The sequence below is a fragment of the Rubrivivax gelatinosus genome, from assembly GCF_016583785.1.
Classification (GTDB): Bacteria; Pseudomonadota; Gammaproteobacteria; order Burkholderiales; family Burkholderiaceae_C; genus Rubrivivax; species Rubrivivax gelatinosus_B.
Genome location: NZ_NRRU01000033.1, coordinates 1 through 17511, shown reverse-complemented (window position 1 = coordinate 17511; position 17511 = coordinate 1). Strand labels below are relative to the sequence as shown.

The window sequence follows — 17511 nt, the reverse complement described above, 5'->3', positions numbered from 1 at the left end:
CGGCTTCGGGCTGCCCGCCCACTCGTCGTACCCCGTGAACCTTCTCCGGGCCGCTTCCACCGTCTCGCTGCTGACGCTCGCTTCGCGCGTCACCGGCCTCGTGCGCGACCAGCTGATCGCCGGTTATTTCGGCGCCAGCGCCGCCACCGACGCCTTCAACGTCGCCTTTCGCATCCCCAATCTGTTCCGGCGCCTGTTCGCCGAGGGTGCGTTCTCGCAGGCTTTCGTGCCGCTGCTGGCGGCCACGCGCGAGAAGGAGGGCGACGCCGCGACACACGCGCTGATCGACGCCGTCGCCACCGTGCTCGTCTGGGTGCTGCTGGCGACCTGCGTGCTCGGCGTCGCCGGCGCGCCGGTGCTGGTCTGGCTGATGGCCTCGGGGCTGGAGCGGCTGGACCTGGCGGTGCTGATGACACGCTGGATGTTCCCCTACATCGGCTTCATGTCGATGGTGGCCCTGGCCGCGGGCATCCTGAACACCTGGAAACGCTTCGCGGTGCCGGCGGTGACGCCGGTGCTGCTGAACCTGTCGGTGATCGGCGCGGCGGCGCTGCTGGCGCCGCGGATGGCCGGTTGGGGGCTGGATCCGGTGCTGGCGCTGGCCGGCGGTGTCGCGCTCGGCGGCGTGCTGCAGGCGGCGGTGCAGATCCCGGCGCTCGGCCGCCTGGGGCTGATGCCGCACATCGGCCTGACGCCGGCGCGGCTGCGCGCCGCCTGGCGCCACCCGGGCGTGCACCGCATCCTGACGCTGATGGGGCCGGCGCTGCTGGGCGTGTCGGTGGCGCAGATCTCGCTGGTCATCAACACCCAGATCGCGTCGCACGTCGGTGTCGGCGCGGTGTCCTGGCTGACCTATGCCGACCGGCTGATGGAGTTTCCGACCGCGCTGCTGGGCGTGGCGCTGGGCGTGGTGCTGCTGCCGCAGTTGTCGGCGGCCAAGGGGCGCGACGACGCCCAGGGTTATTCAGACATGCTCGACTGGGGCCTGCGCCTGGTCGTGATGCTGGCGCTGCCGTGCGCGATCGCGCTGATCGTGTTCCCGAAGGCGCTGATCGCGGTGCTGTTTCATTACGGCGCCTTCGCCGCGCGTGACGTCGAACAGACGGTGCGTGCGCTGATGGGCTACGGTGTCGGCCTGATGGGGCTGGTCGGGGTCAAGGTGCTGGCGCCCGGCTTCTACGCCCGCCAGGACACGCGCACGCCGGTGAAGATCGCGCTGCTGGTGCTGGTCTGCACGCAACTGATGAACGCGCTGTTCGTGCCGCTGATCGGCCATGCCGGGCTGGCGCTGTCGATCGGCCTGGGTGCGCTGCTCAACGCCGGGCTGCTGCTGGTCGGGCTGCTGAAGAAGGGCGTCTACATGCCGCGGCCGGGCTGGGGCGCGTTCGCGCTGCGGATCGGCCTGGCCTGCGGCGCGATCGGGATCGGGCTGGCGTGGGCGGCGCACGCGATCGACTGGATCGGCCTGCAGTCGCACTACGGTGTGCGCGCGGGCTGGATGGCACTGGTGCTGAGCTCGGTGGCCGCGGTTTATTTCGCGCTGCTCGCGGCCACCGGGCTGAACCTGCGGCAGTTCGTGCGCCGTGGCTGACCTACACTGGAGGGTGATGGCTGGACCGCTTCATTTCGAGGCACCGACGGCGTTGCAGTATTTCGCCGCACTTGTCGCCGACGACGCGAGCCTGTCGGTCGTCGAGGCCGCCGCGTCGCTGGCGCAGGACGCCGACCCGGGCCTGGACCCGCAGGCGGTGCTCGAGCAGATCGACACGCTGGCCGACACGCTGCGCCGCCGCCTGCCGGCCGACGCCGGGCCGGTGCACAAGCTGCGTATGCTGAACCGCTACTTCTTCGACGAGCTGGGTTTCGCCGGCAACGTCAACGACTACTACGACCCGCGCAACAGCTACCTGCCCGAGGTGCTGCGCACGCGGCGTGGCATCCCGATCACGCTCGGCCTGCTCTATGTCGAGCTGGCGTCCCAGCTGGGCCTGCCGGCCGCCGGCGTGTCTTTTCCGGGACATTTCCTGGTCAAGCTGAAGCTGCCGCGCGGCGAGGTCGTGCTCGACCCGTTCAGCGGCCGCTCGCTGTCGCGCGAGGAGCTGGAGGAGCGGCTCGTGCCCTACCGCCAGCACCACGGCCTGGTCGGCGACTACGACATGCCGCTGGGCCTGTTCCTGCAGGCGGCCGCGCCGCGCGACGTCGTCGCCCGGCTGCTGCGCAACCTGAAGGAGATCCACCGCGACGCCGCCGACCGCTGCCGGCTGCTGGCGGTGCTGGACCGCCTCGTGATCCTGCTGCCCGAGGACTGGATCGAACGCCGCGACCGCGGGCTCGTGCACGCCGAACTCGGCCACGACGCCGCGGCGGCCGAGGATCTGTCCGAATACCTGATCCACTGTCCCGACGCCGAGGATGCGCCGACCGTTCGCGCCCGGCTCGTCCAACTGCGCGGCCGTCGCCGCCCGAGACTGCACTGACATGACGTCCACGATGAAGCAGATCCCGCTGGCGATCGGCTTCGACCCGCTCGCCACTTTCGAGAGCTTCCTGCCCGGCAGCGAAGCCAACCTGCGTGCGCTCGAACACCTGCGCCGGCTGCCGATGCCCACCGCGCCGGTCTACCTCTGGGGCGCGTCGGGCAGCGGCAAGACGCACCTGTTGCGCTCGCTCGCCCACGCCTGCCAGCAGGCTGGCCAGCGTGTCGGCTGGTTCGACCCGTCCTGCCCCTGCCCGTGGGAGCTGGCCGCCGACTGGTCGCTGGTCGTCATCGACCGCTGCGACGAACTCGACGCCGCCGCCCAGCAGTCGGCGTTCACGCTCTTCGTCGAGGCCGCCACCGAAGGCGTGCAGATGGCCTGCGCCGGCCGCCTGCCGCCGGTGGACCTGCCGCTGCGCGACGACCTGCGCACGCGCCTGGCCTGGGGGCCGGTGTTCGCGATGCAGCCGCTGGGCGAGTCGGAAACCCGCGCCGCGCTGCGCCGCGAGAGCGACCGCCGCGGCATCCGCCTCACCGACGAGGTGATGGACCACCTGCTGACACGCTTCCCGCGTGACCTGAAACACCTGATGGCCCTGCTGGACCGGCTCGACGAGTTCTCGTTGTCGCGTTCGCGCACGATCACCGTGCCGCTGGTGCGTGCGATGCTGGCCGAGGAAGGCGACCCCCTTTGAACCTGACGCTCTTCGACCTCGACGGCACGCTGCTGCCGACCGACTCCGACCACGCCTTCGGCGAGTTCCTCGTGCGCATCGGCTGGGCCGATGCCGGCGAATTCAAGCGCCGCAACGACGAGTTCTACGCCCAGTACCTCGACGGCGGCCTGGACATCGAGGCCTACGTGCAGTTCTGCACCTCGCCCTGGCGCGAACGCGACCCGGCCGAGATCGCCGCGGCGCAGGCCCGTTTCGTCGACGAGTACGCGCGGCCCTCGCTGCATCCGCAGGCGCTGGCGCTGGTGCGTGGCCACCTCGACGCCGGCGACCTGGTGGCCGTCGTCACCGCGACCAACGACTTCGTCACGCGCCCGATCGCGACGCTGTTCGGCGTCGACACGCTGATCGCCACCGAACTCGATCGCGACGACAGCGGCCGCGCCACCGGGGCGATACGGGGTGTGCCGTCGTTCCGCGATGGCAAGATCACGCGTGTGCGCCAGTGGCTGGCCGAAAGCGGCCGCACGCTCGCCGACTTCGGGCGCAGCACCTTCTACAGCGACTCGACCAACGACCTGCCGCTGCTCGAGCTCGTCAGCCACCCGGTGGCGACCAACCCCGGCCCCGGGCTGCGAACGATTGCCGAACAGCGCGGCTGGCCGATCCTGGAACTCTTCTGATGATCAAGAAATTCATCGACCGCCTGCTCGGCAAGGCCGCCGCCCCCGAGGCGCCGCCGGCCGCGCCGACCATCCCGCTCGGCCAACGCGTCGAGATCCCGGCCGAGGAGCACCGCATCGACCCGCGGCTGCTGGACGAGAACGCGGTGCGCGTCGTGCGCACGCTCAAGGACGCCGGCTACGAGGCCTACATTGTCGGCGGCGCGGTGCGCGACCTGCTCGTCAACCTGCGGCCCAAGGACTTCGACGTCGCCACCAGCGCCACGCCCGAGCAGGTCAAGTCGCTGTTCCGGCGCGCCTTCATCATCGGCCGGCGCTTTCGCCTGGTGCACGTGATCTACGGCCGCGGCCGCGAGCACGAGGTCATCGAGGTCTCGACCTTCCGCGCCTTCATGGACCCGGCCGCGGCCGAGCCGGTGAGCGGCAACGAGAAGACCGCGCGCCACGAGGTCGCCGACCAGCGCCGTGTCGTCGACGCCAGCGGCCGCGTGCTGCGCGACAACGTCTGGGGCCCGCAGATCGAGGATGCGGCGCGGCGCGACTTCACGATCAACGCGCTGTATTACGACCCGACGACGCAGATCGTCGTCGACTACCACGGCGGCCTGGCCGACTCGCGTGCGCGCGTGCTGCGCATGATCGGCGACCCCGAGACGCGCTACCGCGAGGACCCGGTTCGCATCGTGCGCGTCGTGCGCATCGCGGCCAAGCTGGGTTTCGAGGTCGAGCCGGCGACGCGCGCGCCGATGCGCAAGATGGCCGCGCTGCTGGCCAACGTGCCGCCGTCGCGCATGTTCGACGAGATGGTCAAGCTGCTGCAGACCGGCCATGCGCTCAAGAGCCTGGCCGAGCTGAAGAAGCAGGGCCTCGACCAGGGCGTGTTCCCGGTGCTCGACGCCGCCTTCCGCGCCGACGCGCGCCACCCCAAGCGCGACGAGTTCATCCGCTTCGCGCTCGAGGACACCGACGCCCGCGTCAACGACGGCCGCGCCGTCGTGCCCAGCTTCATGCTGGCGGTGATGCTCTGGCACGACGTGCTCGACCGCTGGGCGCAGCTGAAGAAGGACGGCGAAGCCCCGTTCCCGGCGCTGCAGCAGGCGGTTGACGCCGTCTTCGATGCCCGCATCGGTGACATCTCCGGCCGCGGCAAGCTTGGCGGCGACATGCGCGAGATCTGGCTGATGCAGCCGCGTTTCGAGCGCCGCACGCCGGCGGCCGCACGCTCGCTGGTCGCGCAGGCGCGTTTCCGCGCTGGCTACGACTTCCTGCGCCTGCGTGCCGACGTCGGCGAGATCGAGTCCGGCCTGGCCGAGTGGTGGGAGGACTTCCACCTCGGCGACGACGACGAACGCGAGGCGATGCTGGCCGAGCTGAAGCCGGCCAGCAAGCGGGTGCACCGTGTCGCCAGCGGCAGCACCGAGGCCGCGGCTTCGGCTGCCGAGCCCGAAGGCGACGACGAGGCCACCGACGAGGCCGCCGAGGCCGCCGAGTCCGCAACCGATACGGCTGCGCCAGCGAAGAAGCGCCGCCGGCGGCGGCGGCGCCCGGCTGGCGGCGGTGCGCCGTCGGCCCCTGCTGCGGCCGAATGAGGGCCTGGGTCGGCCTGGGCGCCAACCTGGGCGACGCGTCGGCGACGCTGGCCGCGGCGTTCGCGGCGCTGGACACGCTGCCGCGCACGCGGCTGTTGCGGCGCTCGTCGATCTGGCGCAGCGCGCCTGTCGACGCCGCCGGCCCCGATTTCCGCAACGCGGTGGCCGAACTCGAGACCGGGCTCGAGCCGCCTGAACTGCTCGCTGCGCTGCACACGATAGAGGCCGGTCACGGCCGCGAGCGGCCCTACCGCAACGCGCCGCGCACGCTCGACCTGGACCTGCTGTTCCACGGCACCCAGGTCATCGACACGCCCGGGCTCGTCGTGCCGCATCCGCGGGCGCACCTGCGGGCCTTCGTGCTGCGGCCGCTGCTGGAACTGGAGCCGGGTTTCGAGCATCCGCTGCTGGGCGCGCTCTCGCCTTGGGCCGAAGCGGCGGCCGACCAGGCGATCGAACGGCTGGACGACCAGGAGCCCCGATGAACTCGCTGCCGATATCGGTGCAGACCTTCGGGCTGCTGATCCTGTCCAACCTGTTCATGACGTTCGCCTGGTACGGGCACCTGAAGACGCTGGGTGGCAAGCCCTGGCTCGTCGCCGCGCTGATCAGCTGGGGCATCGCGCTCTTCGAGTACCTGCTGCAGGTGCCGGCCAACCGCATCGGCTACGCCGGCGGCCTGAGCCTGGCGCAGCTGAAGATCGCGCAGGAGGTGATCACGCTCGCCGTCTTCGTGCCCTTCGCCTTCTTCTATATGGACCAGCCGCTGAAGCTGGACTACCTCTGGGCCGGGCTGTGCCTGGTGGGAGCCGTCTACTTCATCTTCCGGTCATAGAACTGTCATCGAACTAGAATCGCGGATTCACGATCCGGCCGGTGATCACACCGGAGCCCGCATGTTTTTTGGCAAGCTGCTTCCGCGCGAAGGCAACTTCTTCGAGATGTTCAACCAGCACGCTGCCTTCGTCGCCGAAGGTGCCCGTGCTTTCATGCAGCTGGTCCAGCACTACTCCGACCCGGTGGCCCGCGAGAAACACGCCGCTGACGTCATCGCCGCCGAACGCGCCGCCGACAAAGTGACCGCCGAGGTCAACCGGGCGCTGCACCGCACCTTCATCACGCCGCTGGACCGCGAGCAGATCCACTCGCTGATCAACTCGATGGACGACATCGTGGACCTGCTCCAGGACTCGTCCGAGGTGATGTCGCTGTACGACCTGCACAGCGTCAGCGAGGACGTCATCCGCCTCACCGAGATCTCGGTGCGCTGCTGCGAACGCGTGCAGCACGTCGTCTCGCTGCTGCCCAATCTGAAGAACGGCACCGTCGCCGAGTCGGCGCTCAAGACCTGCGAGGAGATCGACCGCCTCGAGTCCGACGCTGACCGCGTGATGCGCTCGGCGATGTCGCGCCTGTTCCGCGAGGAGCTCGACACCCGCGAGCTGATCAAGCTGAAGGCGGTGTACGAGCACCTGGAGTCGATCTCCGACCGCTGCGAAGACGTCGCGGACATCATCGAAGGCATCGTCCTCGAGAATTCCTGATCCGCCGGACGTCCCAAAAATGGATGCAATTCCGGTCGGCTTCTGGGTCGTGGCGACGCTCGTCATCCTGGCGCTCGTCTTCGACTTCATGAACGGTTTCCACGACGCGGCGAACTCCATCGCCACCGTCGTGTCCACGGGCGTTCTGAAACCGCAGCAAGCGGTCGCGTTCGCCGCATTCTTCAACGTCGTCGCAATCGCGGTCTTCCAGCTGAAGGTCGCGGCGACCATCGGCAAGGGCATCGTCGAGCCCGGCATCGTCGACCAGCACGTGATCTTCGGCGCGCTCGTCGGGGCGATCGCCTGGAACGTGATCACCTGGTGGTACGGCATCCCGTCGTCGAGCTCGCACGCGCTGATCGGCGGCATCGTCGGCGCGACCATCGCCAAGGCCGGCGGCGGGCCGCTGGTGGCCTCGGGCCTGATCAAGACCGTCGCCTTCATCTTCATCTCGCCGGTGTTGGGTTTCCTGTTCGGCTCGCTGATCATGGTCGCGGTGGCCTGGATCTGCCGACGAGGCTCGCCCTTGAAGATCGACAACGCCTTCCGGCGGCTGCAGCTGATATCGGCCGGCCTGTATTCGCTGGGCCACGGCGGCAACGACGCGCAGAAGACCATCGGCATCATCTGGCTGCTGCTGATCTCCTCGGGCTACGCGAGCGCCAACGACCACATGCCGCCGATGTGGGTCATCTGGTGCTGCTACATCGCCATCGGCATGGGCACGCTGTTCGGCGGCTGGCGCATCGTCAAGACCATGGGCCAGCGCATCACCAAGCTCAAGCCCGTCGGCGGCTTCTGTGCCGAGACCGGCGGCGCGATCACGCTGTTCCTGGCGACCGCGCTGGGCGTGCCGGTGTCGACGACGCACACGATCACCGGTGCGATCTACGGCGTCGGCTCGGTGCGCAGCGCCTCGGCAGTGCGCTGGGGGCTGGCCGGCAACATCGTGCTGGCGTGGATCTTCACGATCCCGGCCACGGCCTTCATCGCCGCGGTCTTCTACGGCATCAGCAACTACCTGTTCTGAGTCTGGACGCGATTACACGCGTGAGGGCTGAGTGCCGGCCGGCGCCATTTCGGCGCCGTCTTCGAGCTGCCACTCGAAGAACCTCTGACCGGCGAAGGCGATGGTGCCCATCAGCACCGCGCCGCCGACCATCAACGAAGCGATCGCGCCCAGCACCGGGCCCCAGCCGGTGGCGCGACCGGGCTCTTTGGGGTTGCGGCGAGCGTCCCAGCGGTCGTCGGGCGTCAGCGCGTAGACGATCGCGCACAGCATCGCCTGCGACAGCATCAGCCCGAGCAGCGGGATCAGCAGCCAGGCCAGGCGATCGTCCTGCCCCAGCTCGCGCATGCGCACGACGCCGGCCAGCCCGGCCAGCGTCGGCGGTGTGTGCAGCCAGCCGAGCGCGTCGCGCCGGCCGTGCAGATAGAAGCGGTGGGCGCCGAAGGCCCCGAGCGCGAACGCGATCCAGGTGGCGACGGTCTTGGAGCGGTAGCCCATCGCCGTCGATGGTCCTTCAGTCCGGGTCGGTCTCGTCGCCGGTGCCGAGTGCACGCTGCATCATCGGCACGTCGAGCCAGCGGCCGTGTTTCCAGCCGGCCGAGCGCAGGATGCCGGCGGGCTCGAAGCCCAGCGCCTGGTGCAGGCCGATCGAACCCATGTTCTCGGCGTCGCCGATGACGGCGATCATCTGGCGCGCACCGGCGGCTTCGCAGTGCGCCAGCAGTTCGGCCAGCAGCAGCCGGCCCAGGCCGCGGCCGGCGGCCTCGTGGTGGATGTAGATCGAGTCCTCGACACAGAAGCGGTAGGCCGGGCGCGGGCGGAAGTGATTCGCATAGGCGTAGCCGACGACGCGGCCGCCTTCCTCGGCGACCAGCCAGGGCAGGCCCTTGCCGGTGACGTCGGTGCGGCGGCGCGCCATCTCGGCTTCGGCGGGCGCCTCGGTCTCGAAGGTGCCGGTGCCGTGCTGCACGTGGTACGCGTAGATCGCGGTGATCGTGCCGATGTCGGCTTCGGTGCTGGGGCGGATGACGGTCGGGCCGGTGCTCATGCGGGGAATGGGATCCGAAAGAGGGGGTAGGGTGGCGTCGCGGGGCGGTGCGTGAACGGCGCCCGGTGCGATACGCGTCGCGAGGGCTGTCGCAAGCAGGCAAGTGAGTTTATAATGCGCGGTTCCCGCCAACGGCGCCGTCAGCACTCGAGCTTGCGGTTGCGTATCTACGGTGTCGGGAGACAAGAACTTGTCTGATTGCCAGCGGCTGGACGTGTCCCCGGCTGTGCGGCGATCGCCTCAACATCAGGAATTCCCGACATGGTCGTGATCCGTCTGGCCCGTGGCGGCGCGAAGAAGCGCCCGTTCTACAACATCGTCGTCGCCGACTCGCGTGAGCGTCGCGACGGCCGCTTCATCGAGCGCCTGGGTTTCTACAACCCGATGGCCGCCGGTGCCGAGCAAGGCCTGCGCGTCGCGCTCGACCGCGTGACCTACTGGGCCGAAGTTGGCGCCCAGCTGTCGCCGACCGTCGCGCGTCTGGTCGTGCAAGCCAAGAAGGCGGCCTGAGGCCGCGCGGGGGGTGGGCACCACGACTCCCCCGCTGCCGGCGCTGGACGCGCCGGCCCGGCCGGCCGACGCGATCGAAGTCGGCCGCGTCGTCGGCGCCTGGGGCGTGAAGGGCGGGATCAAGGTCAAACCTTTTTCGTCCGATCCGCAGGCGCTGTTCTCTTCCAAGCGCTGGTTCCTCGAGCCGTCCGAGGCCAAGCCCGGGCACCTGGTGCCGGCGCTGCTGCGTGTCGTCACGGCACGCGAACAAGGTGAAGTCGTCGTCGCCACCGTGCACGACGTCGCCGACCGCGACGCCGCGCAGGCGCTCTCCGGCGCGCGTGTCTACGTGCCGCGCTCGAGCTTCCCGACGCCCGACGCCGACGAGTTCTACTGGATCGACCTGATCGGCCTGGACGTGCACGACCGCGCCCAGGCTGTGCTCGGCCGCATCGTCGGCCTGATCGAGACCGGCCCGCACTGCGTGCTGCGCGTGCAGCCGGTCGACGCCGAAGCCGACGAGATCCTGATCCCCTTCGTCGCCGCCTACATCGACCGCGTGGACCTCCCCGGCCGCACGGTGCACGTCGACTGGGCCGCCGACTACTGAGCCGCGAAGCCGATGCGCTTCGACGTCGTCACGCTGTTCCCTGAGTTGTTCACCCCGCATCTGGCGGTGGGCATCACGCGGCGTGCGTTCACGACCGGGCTCGTCGACGTGCGGCTGTGGCAACTGCGCGATTACGCTGACGACAACTACCGCCGCGTCGACGACCGCCCCTACGGCGGCGGCCCCGGCATGGTGATGCTGGTCGAGCCGCTGCTGCGTGCGCTCGACGCGGTGCGCGCCGAACGCGGCGAGGTGCCGGTGGTTCACTTCACACCCACCGGCCGGCGCCTGGACCAGGCCGTCGTGCAGGAGTTCGCCACCGGCCCCGGCGCGGTGCTGCTGTGCGGGCGTTACGAAGGCATAGACCAGCGTTTCATCGACCGCCGCGTGACGCACGAGATCAGCCTCGGCGACTTCGTGCTCTCCGGCGGCGAGCTGCCGGCACTCGCCCTGCTGGACGCGGTGGCGCGGCTGCAGCCGGGCGTGATCCCGGCGCCTTCGCACGAGCAGGACAGCTTCGGCGACGGCCTGCTCGAAGGCCCGTCCTACAGCCGCCCCGAGCATCTGCTGCTCGACGGCGAGCCGCTCCCGGTGCCGCCGGTGCTGTTGTCGGGCCACCACGGCGAGATCGCACGCTGGCGGCGCGAGTGTTCGCTCGAGCGCACCGCGCGCCGGCGCCCCGAGCTGATCACGGCGGCGCGTGCCGCCGGGCGCTTGTCACGCGCCGACGAGCGCTTCCTGGCCGCGCTCGGGCTATAATCATCGGCTTTTCGATCCTCTGGCGGGCAAGCGGAGCGTGAGGGCCTTCAAGGCTCTTTCCTTTGCGACACCATCCCACAGCCCCCGCGCACGATCGTCATCGGAGAAAACCTTGAACCTCATCGAGACCCTCGAGCAGGAAGAGATCGCCCGCCTGGGCAAGACCATTCCCGCTTTCGCCCCCGGCGACACGGTCATCGTCAACGTCAACGTCGTCGAAGGCACGCGCAAGCGCGTCCAGGCCTACGAAGGCGTCGTCATCGCCAAGCGCAACCGCGGCATCAACAGCAGCTTCATCGTGCGCAAGATCTCCAGCGGCGAAGGCGTGGAACGTACGTTCCAGCTGTACAGCCCGCTGATCGCCTCGATCGAAGTCAAGCGCCGCGGCGACGTGCGCCGCGCCAAGCTCTACTACCTGCGTCAACGCAGCGGCAAGAGCGCGCGCATCAAGGAAAAGCTGGCGTGATCTCCGGTCGTTCCGGCCCTGCCGGACGGCCCGACCGCCAAGGGGCGCCGCATTGCGGCGCCTTTTTCGTTGTCGGGAGCTGAAACGATGGTCGCCCGCATCCTGCACGCCGAGGCGATCCCCGTCGCCGGTGTCGACTCGCACCTGCCACCGGTGCCGCGTTCGCGGCTCACGCCGGCGGCCTTGCGCGCGCGTTTCGCCGCGGCGGGCGACTGGCAGCCCGAGTTCGCCGGCGACGGCCGGCTGGTGGCCGACCGCCCGAGCGCTGCCGCCGCGGTGCTGGTGCCCATCGTCGCCCACGGCGACGCGGCCAGCGTGCTGCTGACGCGCCGCACCGACCATCTGCGCGACCACGCCGGGCAGGTCAGCTTCCCCGGCGGCCGTGTCGAGCCCGACGACGCCGACGCGGTGGCCACCGCGCTGCGCGAGGCCGAGGAGGAAGTCGGGCTAGTGCGCGACCGGGTCGAGGTCATCGGCTGCCTGCCGACCTACACCACGGTCACGCACTTCGTCGTCACGCCGGTGGTCGCGATCGTCACGCCGCCGTTCGAGCCGAGGCTGGACCCGTTCGAGGTCGCCGCCGCTTTCGAGGTGCCGCTCGAGTTCCTGATGGACCCGGCAAACCACCGCCGCCACGTCGTCGAAGCCGCTGGCGCCAGCCGCCAGTTCCTGTCCATGCCCTGGGGCGAGCACTTCATCTGGGGCGCGACGGCGGCGATGCTGCGCAACCTCTACCGCTTTCTCTCCCGGGCTTGATCGACGACACCCTTATCATCGCCAGCCGATGAGTTTTTTCGCCGTCCTGTCCGCGCTGCTGATCGAGCAGTTGAAACCGCTGCCGCGCGACAACTGGATCCATCACGCCCTCGTCACCTGGGTCCGCTGGGCGAGCCGCAACTTCGACGCGGGCAAGCCGCACCACACGGTGGTGGTCTGGTGCGTCGCGGTGATCGGGCCGTCGCTGGCGGTGGCCGGTGTCTATCTCGCGATCAGCCACTTCAGCGTCATCCTGGCACTGACCTTCGACGTCGTGCTGCTGTATCTGACGCTGGGCTTTCGCCAGTTCAGCCACTACTTCACCGACATCCGCGACGCGCTCGACCGCGGCGACGAGAACCTCGCGCGCCAGCGCCTGGCCGAATGGCGCCACCTGGACGCGAGCGAACTGCCGCGCACCGAGGTGCTGCGCCACGTGCTCGAACACGCGCTGCTGGCGGCGCATCGCCACGTCTTCGGCGTCTTCTTCTGGTTCGTCGTGCTCTCGGCGCTGGGGCTGGGGCCGACCGGCGCGGTCTTCTACCGCATGGCCGAGTTCGCGTCGCGCTTCTGGGCCTACCGCCACCGCACGCTCGAGGCGCCGACCAGCGAGAGCCTGATGGACCTGTCGCTGCGCTGGTTCGCGCTGATCGACCACGTGCCGGCGCGGCTCACGGCTTTCGGCTTTGCCGTCGTCGGCAACTTCGAGGAGGCGGTGGGCGGCTGGCGCCGTGACGCCGCGCTCTGGCTGCATCCGAACGAAGGCATCATCCTCGCCGCCGCGGCCGGCGCCGTCGGCGTGCAGCTGGGCGGCAGCGCCGCACCCGGCGTCACGCCCGACCGCTCCAAGACCTTCGCTGCCGGCGCCGAGCCGGGTGTCGTCGCGGCCGAAGGCTCGACCGCCGGCGCGCCGCCGCAACTGGGCCATCTGCAGAGCGTCGTCGGCCTGGTCTGGCGTTCGGTCGTGCTGTGGATGCTGCTGCTGGCGCTGCTGACGCTGGCCAACGTCGTTGGCTGAGACCGGACGTGCGACGCCGGAAGGCGTCGCTCGCCAGTCGAAGGCCAGAGCACGATTTCACGTGTGATGGCTGAGACCGGACGTGCGACGCCGGAAGGCGTCGCTCGCCAGTCGAAGGCCAGAGCACGATTTCACGTGTGATGGCTGAGACCGGACGTGCGGCGCCGGAAGGCCTCGCTCGCTCGTCGGAGGCCGCAGCCACGTGCTCCCGCTGGGCGCTGCTCACCAGCGTGTCGTCGACAGCTCCGCGAACAGTTCTTCGTAGATGCGCTGGCGCGAGGGCGAGATCTCGCCACGTTCGATCGCCGCACGCACGCCGCAGCCGGGCTCGTGGCGGTGGCTGCAGTTGTGGAAGCGGCAGTCGCCCAGCGCGGCGGCGAAGTCGGGCATCAGCGTCGCCAGCTCGGTCGGCAGGATCTGGCGCAGGCCGAATTCCTGGAAGCCGGGCGAATCGATCAGCGCGCCGCTGCGGGCTTCGTCCAGCCAGTACCAGCTCGTCGTCGTCGTCGTGTGGCGGCCCGCCTTCAGCGCCTTCGAGATCTCGCCCACCTGCGCCGCCGCCTGCGGCACCAGCAGGTTGATCAGCGTGCTCTTGCCCATGCCGCTGGGGCCCAGCGCCAGCTCGACCACCTCGACGCCCATCCTGCGGTAGGGCGCCAGCCGCGAACGGGCATCGGCGGCGGCCGGCAGGTCGGTCTTGTTCAGGCCGATCCAGCAGGGGATGCCGGCCTGGGCCGCGGCGATCAGCGCGCGCGTGAGCTGCGACTCGCTGAACATCGGCTCGCCGGCGACCAGCATCAGCACGCCGTCGAGGTTGGCGGCGAAGGACTTGGTGCGCCACTCGTCCTGGCGGAACAGCAGGTTGCGCCGCGGCTCCAGGTGCTCGATGACACCTTCGTCGCCGGCGGGCAGCCAGCGCACGTGGTCGCCGACGACGAGCTCGCTCTTCTTGCCGCGCGGGTGGCACAGCACGCGCTCGCCCTCGGGGGTCTCGACGACGACATGGCGGCCGTGGGCCGCGACGACCAGTCCCTGGTCCAGTGCTTCGAAGCTCAAGATGCGACCGGTGCGGGCAAGGCGGCCAGGCGTTCACCGGCCGGCGGATGCGAGTAGTAGAAGCGCGCGTACAGCGGGTCCGGCGTCAGCGTGGACGCGTTGTCCTCGTGCAGCTTGAGCAGCGCGCTGGCGAGCGCGCCGCCGTCAGCCTGGGCGCAGGCGTAGGCGTCGGCTTCGAACTCGTGCTTGCGCGACAGCGAGGCGGCCAGCGGCGAGACGAAGAAGGTGAACGGCGGCAGCGCCAGCATGAACAGCAGCAGCGCCAGCGCGTCGTTCGGCGCGTCCAGGTTGGGCATCACGCCCAGGCCCATGTAGAAGCCCGGCTGGCCCGCCAGCCAGCCCAGCAGCGCCAGCGCCGCCAGGCTCAGGCCGAAGATGCCGGCCATGCGCTTGATGACGTGGCGGCGCTTGAAGTGGCCGAGCTCGTGCGCCAGCACTGCCTCGACTTCGGCCGGCGCCAGGCGCGACAGCAGCGTGTCGAAGAACACGACGCGTTTGGACGCGCCCAGCCCGGTGAAATAGGCGTTGGCGTGCGCCGAACGGCGGCTGCCGTCCATCACGAACAGCCCCTTGGCGGCAAAGCCGCAGCGCTGCATCAGCGCCTGCACGCGGCTTTTCAGCGCCTCGTCGGCCAGCGGCTCGAACTTGTTGAACAGCGGTGCGATCACGGTGGGGTACAGCACCAGCAGCACCAGGTTGAAGCTGACCCAGGCGCCCCAGGCCCAGAGCCACCACAGGCCGCCGGTGGCGCCCATGATCCACAGGATCAGCGCCGCCAGCGGCAGCCCGATCACGGCGCCGACCGCCACGCCCTTGGCCTGGTCGGCCAGCCACAGGCCGGTGGTCATGCGGTTGAAGCCGAAACGCTGCTCGATGCGGAAGCTGCTCCACCATTCGAAAGGCAGTTCCAGCAGCCCGCCGATCAGCGCGAAGGCCGCCAGCAGCGCGAGCTGGTAGCCCATCGTGCCCCAGGCGGGCAGCAGGGCGTCGTGCAGCACGAGGTTGAGCGTGTCCAGGCCGCCGAGCAGCGTCCAGCCCAGCAGCACGACGGCCGAGAACGCGGTCGACAGCAGGCCGAAGCGGCTCTTGGCGAGCGTGTAGTCGGCGGCCTTGCGGTGCGCCTCGGGCGTGACGGTGCCGACGAAGGCGGCCGGCACCGCGTCACGGTGGCGGGCGACGTGGCGCACCTGGCGGGTCGCGAGCCAGAACTTGAGCGCGAGCGAGAGCAGCAGCGCGGCCGCGAACGCGGCCGTGACGACGAGGGAATGCATGGGGCGCGAGTGTAGGCTTGGGTGAGAATCGCCGTTTCCCCCGAAGAACCCGACCATGAGCGACACCGTGCTGGCCCCGAGCGATCAGAACCTGATCTGGATCGACCTCGAGATGACGGGCCTGTATCCCTCCACCGACCGCATCATCGAGATCGCCGTCGTCGTCACCGACCCGCAGCTGACGGTGCGTGTCGAGGGCCCGGTGTTCGCGGTGCACCAGAGCGACGCCACGCTGGACGCGATGGACGCCTGGAACAAGGGCACGCATGGCCGCAGCGGCCTGACCGAGCGCGTCAAGGCCTCGAGCATCGACGAAGCCCAGGCCGAGGCGCAGACGATCGAGTTCCTGCAGCGCTACCTGCCGCGTGGCAAGAGCCCCATGTGCGGCAACACGATCTGCCAGGACCGGCGTTTCCTGGCGAACTACATGCCCAAGCTGGAAGCCTTCTTCCACTACCGCAACCTCGACGTCAGCACGCTCAAGGAGCTGGCGCGGCGCTGGAAGCCCGAGGTGCTCGACGGTTTCAAGAAGGCCCAGGCGCACACCGCGCTGGCCGACATCCACGAGTCGATCGACGAGCTGCTGCACTACCGGCAGCACTTCCTCGCCGTGTGAGCAGCCCGCGCGCGGATTTCGAGCGCCGCATGCACCGCGTGCTGGCGCACGTCGACGCGCATCTGGCCGGCACGCTGGACCTGGCGACGCTGGCCGCGGTGGCGAACTTCTCGCCGTTCCACTTCCACCGCCTGTTCGCTGCCTGGACCGGCGAGACGCTGGCCGACTACGTGCGCCGGCGGCGTGTCGAGACCGCCGCGGTGCAGTTGCTGGCGCAGCCGCGCCTGTCGGTGCTGAACGCGGCGCTGGGCGTCGGCTTCGGCTCCGCCGAGGCCTTTGCGCGCGCCTTCCGCGCCCGCTTCGGCGCTGCGCCCTCGGTCTGGCGCGCGGCGCAGCGCAAGGACGATCAGGCGGATCGCAAGATCGGTCAGGCCGGGCGGCCGGCGCCGCACGACGATGGCAGCACGATGAACACCTCGCCGCCCGCCGATGTCCGACTGCTCGACCTGCCTCCCGTGCGCATCGCCTATCTGCGCCACCTGGGCGCCTACGGTGCACCGCTGCAGCGCTTCTGGGCGCGCAGCGTCGCCCCCTGGCTGGTGCTGCACGGCCGCGACGGCCGCATCACCTACGGCATCAGCCACGACGACCCCGGCGTCACCCGGGCGCCGGCCTGCCGCTACGACGCCGGCGTGGCGCTGGCCGACGGCGAGACGCCGGGGCGCGACGAACTCGTCGCCGAACTGCCCGGCGGCCGCTACGCCGTGCTGCGCTTCGACGGCCCTGTCGACCGCATCGGCGAAGGCTGGACGCTGCTGCTGCGCGACTGGCTGCCCGGCACCGGGCTGCAGCTCGACGCCCGGCCGTGTTTCGAGCGCTACCCGCCCGACGGCGGCTACGACGCCGACAGCGGCCGCTTGCGCTGCGAGATCTGCGTCCCGGTGGCGCCGCTGTAGCGCCGCGCTGGCGCTCGCCTGGGCCGCCGTCGGCGCCGCCGCGGCGCCGGTCGGCATCACCTCGTTGCGCTGGGACGACCCGGCGCGGGCCGCCTGGGGCGCCGATGGCCCGCGTCCGGTGGTGGTGCTGCTGTGGTATCCCGCAGCGGACACCGCGGTCGAGCAGGACTGGCTGGTCCCGCCCTTCGAATCGCTGCGCGTGGCCGTCGGCGCCGCCCCGGCGCCGGGGCGCCGGCCGTTGCTGCTGCTGTCGCACGGCACCGGTGGCTCTGCCGCCAGCCTGGGCTGGCTGGCGCACGAACTGGCGGCGGCCGGCTACCTGGTCGCGGCGCTGAACCATCACGGCAACACGGCGGCCGAGCCGCAGACCCGGCTGGAAGGTTTCGTCGCCTGGTGGGAGCGGCCGCTGGACCTGCGCGTGGCCACCGACCGGCTGCTGGCGGATCCCGAATGGGGGCCGCGCATCGACGCCGGCCGCATCGGCGTCGCGGGTTTTTCGCTGGGCGGGCTGACGGCGCTGGCGAGCGCCGGTGCGCGCCCGCGCTGGGCGG

The 17511-nt window shown here is 70.4% G+C and carries 22 protein-coding genes; 18 read left to right on the top strand and 4 right to left on the bottom strand.

The window, feature by feature from the left end; all coding sequences use genetic code 11:
- Nucleotides 1–34 precede the first annotated feature (34 nt).
- The 9 genes from murJ (at nt 35) to CKO43_RS10525 (ending at nt 7996) form a co-directional block, all read left to right on the top strand.
- Nucleotides 35–1591: a murein biosynthesis integral membrane protein MurJ gene (gene murJ, locus CKO43_RS10565; protein ID WP_200228087.1), complete on the top strand. Its 1557-nt coding sequence runs from the start codon at nt 35–37 to the stop codon at nt 1589–1591.
- A 16-nt stretch (nt 1592–1607) separates the two neighbouring features.
- Nucleotides 1608–2477, top strand: a complete 870-nt coding sequence (locus CKO43_RS10560; RefSeq protein ID WP_200228088.1) for a SirB1 family protein — start codon at nt 1608–1610, stop codon at nt 2475–2477.
- A gap of 13 nt (nt 2478–2490) precedes the next feature.
- On the top strand, nt 2491–3171 hold the full coding sequence (locus CKO43_RS10555; RefSeq protein ID WP_200228140.1) for an HdaA/DnaA family protein: 681 nt from the start codon (nt 2491–2493) through the stop codon (nt 3169–3171).
- Nucleotides 3168–3833: a histidinol-phosphatase gene (locus CKO43_RS10550; RefSeq protein WP_200378605.1), complete on the top strand. Its 666-nt coding sequence runs from the start codon at nt 3168–3170 to the stop codon at nt 3831–3833. The genes CKO43_RS10555 and CKO43_RS10550 overlap by 4 nt, the downstream gene beginning before the upstream one ends.
- Entirely contained in the window at nt 3833–5422 is a 1590-nt protein-coding gene (gene pcnB, locus CKO43_RS10545) for a polynucleotide adenylyltransferase PcnB (RefSeq protein WP_200378604.1), read from the top strand. Before CKO43_RS10550 ends, pcnB begins: the two co-directional genes overlap by 1 nt.
- Nucleotides 5419–5907 (top strand): 2-amino-4-hydroxy-6-hydroxymethyldihydropteridine diphosphokinase, encoded by a 489-nt coding sequence (gene folK, locus CKO43_RS10540; RefSeq protein WP_200228091.1) that lies wholly within the window; start codon nt 5419–5421, stop codon nt 5905–5907. The genes pcnB and folK overlap by 4 nt, the downstream gene beginning before the upstream one ends.
- A complete protein-coding gene (locus tag CKO43_RS10535; RefSeq protein WP_200228092.1) occupies nt 5904–6257 on the top strand; it encodes a DMT family protein in 354 nt (117 codons plus the stop codon). The genes folK and CKO43_RS10535 overlap by 4 nt, the downstream gene beginning before the upstream one ends.
- A gap of 61 nt (nt 6258–6318) precedes the next feature.
- Complete coding sequence (locus tag CKO43_RS10530; RefSeq protein WP_200228093.1) at nt 6319–6966, top strand: DUF47 domain-containing protein; 648 nt, start codon at nt 6319–6321, stop codon at nt 6964–6966.
- A gap of 19 nt (nt 6967–6985) precedes the next feature.
- A complete protein-coding gene (locus tag CKO43_RS10525) occupies nt 6986–7996 on the top strand; it encodes an inorganic phosphate transporter (RefSeq protein WP_200228094.1) in 1011 nt (336 codons plus the stop codon).
- A 12-nt stretch (nt 7997–8008) separates the two neighbouring features.
- Here the strand turns inward: CKO43_RS10525 and CKO43_RS10520 are convergent, their stop codons facing one another.
- Nucleotides 8009–8473, bottom strand: a complete 465-nt coding sequence (locus CKO43_RS10520) for a TM2 domain-containing protein (RefSeq protein WP_200228095.1) — start codon at nt 8471–8473, stop codon at nt 8009–8011.
- 16 nt (nt 8474–8489) lie between these two features.
- The gene (locus CKO43_RS10515) at nt 8490–9023 is read right to left on the bottom strand and encodes a GNAT family N-acetyltransferase (RefSeq protein ID WP_200228096.1); all 534 of its coding nucleotides are present in this window, start codon (nt 9021–9023) and stop codon (nt 8490–8492) included.
- Nucleotides 9024–9284: 261 nt separating this feature from the next.
- Here CKO43_RS10515 and rpsP point away from each other — a divergent pair, with 261 nt between their 5' ends.
- The 6 genes from rpsP (at nt 9285) to CKO43_RS10485 (ending at nt 13121) form a co-directional block, all read left to right on the top strand.
- Entirely contained in the window at nt 9285–9533 is a 249-nt protein-coding gene (rpsP, locus tag CKO43_RS10510) for a 30S ribosomal protein S16 (protein WP_200228097.1), read from the top strand.
- A 13-nt stretch (nt 9534–9546) separates the two neighbouring features.
- Complete coding sequence (gene rimM / locus CKO43_RS10505; protein ID WP_200378603.1) at nt 9547–10122, top strand: ribosome maturation factor RimM; 576 nt, start codon at nt 9547–9549, stop codon at nt 10120–10122.
- Between the two features lie 12 nt (nt 10123–10134).
- Nucleotides 10135–10881, top strand: a complete 747-nt coding sequence (trmD, locus tag CKO43_RS10500; protein ID WP_200228099.1) for a tRNA (guanosine(37)-N1)-methyltransferase TrmD — start codon at nt 10135–10137, stop codon at nt 10879–10881.
- Between the two features lie 112 nt (nt 10882–10993).
- Nucleotides 10994–11347 carry a 50S ribosomal protein L19 gene (gene rplS, locus CKO43_RS10495; RefSeq protein WP_200228100.1) on the top strand — a complete coding sequence of 118 codons (354 nt, stop codon included), beginning with the start codon at nt 10994–10996 and terminating at the stop codon, nt 11345–11347.
- A gap of 87 nt (nt 11348–11434) precedes the next feature.
- On the top strand, nt 11435–12103 hold the full coding sequence (locus CKO43_RS10490) for a CoA pyrophosphatase (protein WP_200378602.1): 669 nt from the start codon (nt 11435–11437) through the stop codon (nt 12101–12103).
- 28 nt (nt 12104–12131) lie between these two features.
- Nucleotides 12132–13121 carry a CobD/CbiB family protein gene (locus tag CKO43_RS10485; RefSeq protein ID WP_200378601.1) on the top strand — a complete coding sequence of 330 codons (990 nt, stop codon included), beginning with the start codon at nt 12132–12134 and terminating at the stop codon, nt 13119–13121.
- Nucleotides 13122–13343: 222 nt separating this feature from the next.
- Here the strand turns inward: CKO43_RS10485 and rsgA are convergent, their stop codons facing one another.
- Both rsgA and CKO43_RS10475 read right to left on the bottom strand, forming a co-directional pair.
- Nucleotides 13344–14177 (bottom strand): ribosome small subunit-dependent GTPase A, encoded by an 834-nt coding sequence (gene rsgA, locus CKO43_RS10480; RefSeq protein ID WP_200378600.1) that lies wholly within the window; start codon nt 14175–14177, stop codon nt 13344–13346.
- Complete coding sequence (locus tag CKO43_RS10475) at nt 14174–15448, bottom strand: M48 family metallopeptidase (protein ID WP_200228104.1); 1275 nt, start codon at nt 15446–15448, stop codon at nt 14174–14176. Before CKO43_RS10475 ends, rsgA begins: the two co-directional genes overlap by 4 nt.
- A 55-nt stretch (nt 15449–15503) precedes the next feature.
- On the opposite strand from CKO43_RS10475, the gene orn reads away from it, so the two are divergent.
- The 3 genes from orn to CKO43_RS10460 form a co-directional block, all read left to right on the top strand.
- Nucleotides 15504–16064 (top strand): oligoribonuclease, encoded by a 561-nt coding sequence (gene orn, locus CKO43_RS10470; protein WP_200228105.1) that lies wholly within the window; start codon nt 15504–15506, stop codon nt 16062–16064.
- Entirely contained in the window at nt 16061–16960 is a 900-nt protein-coding gene (locus CKO43_RS10465; protein ID WP_346014413.1) for an AraC family transcriptional regulator, read from the top strand. Before orn ends, CKO43_RS10465 begins: the two co-directional genes overlap by 4 nt.
- A gap of 64 nt (nt 16961–17024) precedes the next feature.
- Nucleotides 17025–17511: alpha/beta hydrolase family protein (locus tag CKO43_RS10460; protein WP_431191958.1), on the top strand; the 487-nt coding region annotated here is incomplete at its 3' end.

Coding starts and splice junctions, on each gene's coding strand:
- CKO43_RS10560 (WP_200228088.1), top strand. CDS start 1,608: ATGGCTGGACCGCTTCATTTCGAGGCACCGACGGCGTTGCAGTATTTC.
- CKO43_RS10555 (WP_200228140.1), top strand. CDS start 2,491: ATGAAGCAGATCCCGCTGGCGATCGGCTTCGACCCGCTCGCCACTTTC.
- pcnB (WP_200378604.1), top strand. CDS start 3,833: ATGATCAAGAAATTCATCGACCGCCTGCTCGGCAAGGCCGCCGCCCCC.
- folK (WP_200228091.1), top strand. CDS start 5,419: ATGAGGGCCTGGGTCGGCCTGGGCGCCAACCTGGGCGACGCGTCGGCG.
- CKO43_RS10535 (WP_200228092.1), top strand. CDS start 5,904: ATGAACTCGCTGCCGATATCGGTGCAGACCTTCGGGCTGCTGATCCTG.
- CKO43_RS10530 (WP_200228093.1), top strand. CDS start 6,319: ATGTTTTTTGGCAAGCTGCTTCCGCGCGAAGGCAACTTCTTCGAGATG.
- CKO43_RS10525 (WP_200228094.1), top strand. CDS start 6,986: ATGGATGCAATTCCGGTCGGCTTCTGGGTCGTGGCGACGCTCGTCATC.
- CKO43_RS10520 (WP_200228095.1), bottom strand. CDS start 8,473: ATGGGCTACCGCTCCAAGACCGTCGCCACCTGGATCGCGTTCGCGCTC.
- CKO43_RS10515 (WP_200228096.1), bottom strand. CDS start 9,023: ATGAGCACCGGCCCGACCGTCATCCGCCCCAGCACCGAAGCCGACATC.
- rpsP (WP_200228097.1), top strand. CDS start 9,285: ATGGTCGTGATCCGTCTGGCCCGTGGCGGCGCGAAGAAGCGCCCGTTC.
- trmD (WP_200228099.1), top strand. CDS start 10,135: ATGCGCTTCGACGTCGTCACGCTGTTCCCTGAGTTGTTCACCCCGCAT.
- CKO43_RS10490 (WP_200378602.1), top strand. CDS start 11,435: ATGGTCGCCCGCATCCTGCACGCCGAGGCGATCCCCGTCGCCGGTGTC.
- CKO43_RS10485 (WP_200378601.1), top strand. CDS start 12,132: ATGAGTTTTTTCGCCGTCCTGTCCGCGCTGCTGATCGAGCAGTTGAAA.
- CKO43_RS10475 (WP_200228104.1), bottom strand. CDS start 15,448: ATGCATTCCCTCGTCGTCACGGCCGCGTTCGCGGCCGCGCTGCTGCTC.
- orn (WP_200228105.1), top strand. CDS start 15,504: ATGAGCGACACCGTGCTGGCCCCGAGCGATCAGAACCTGATCTGGATC.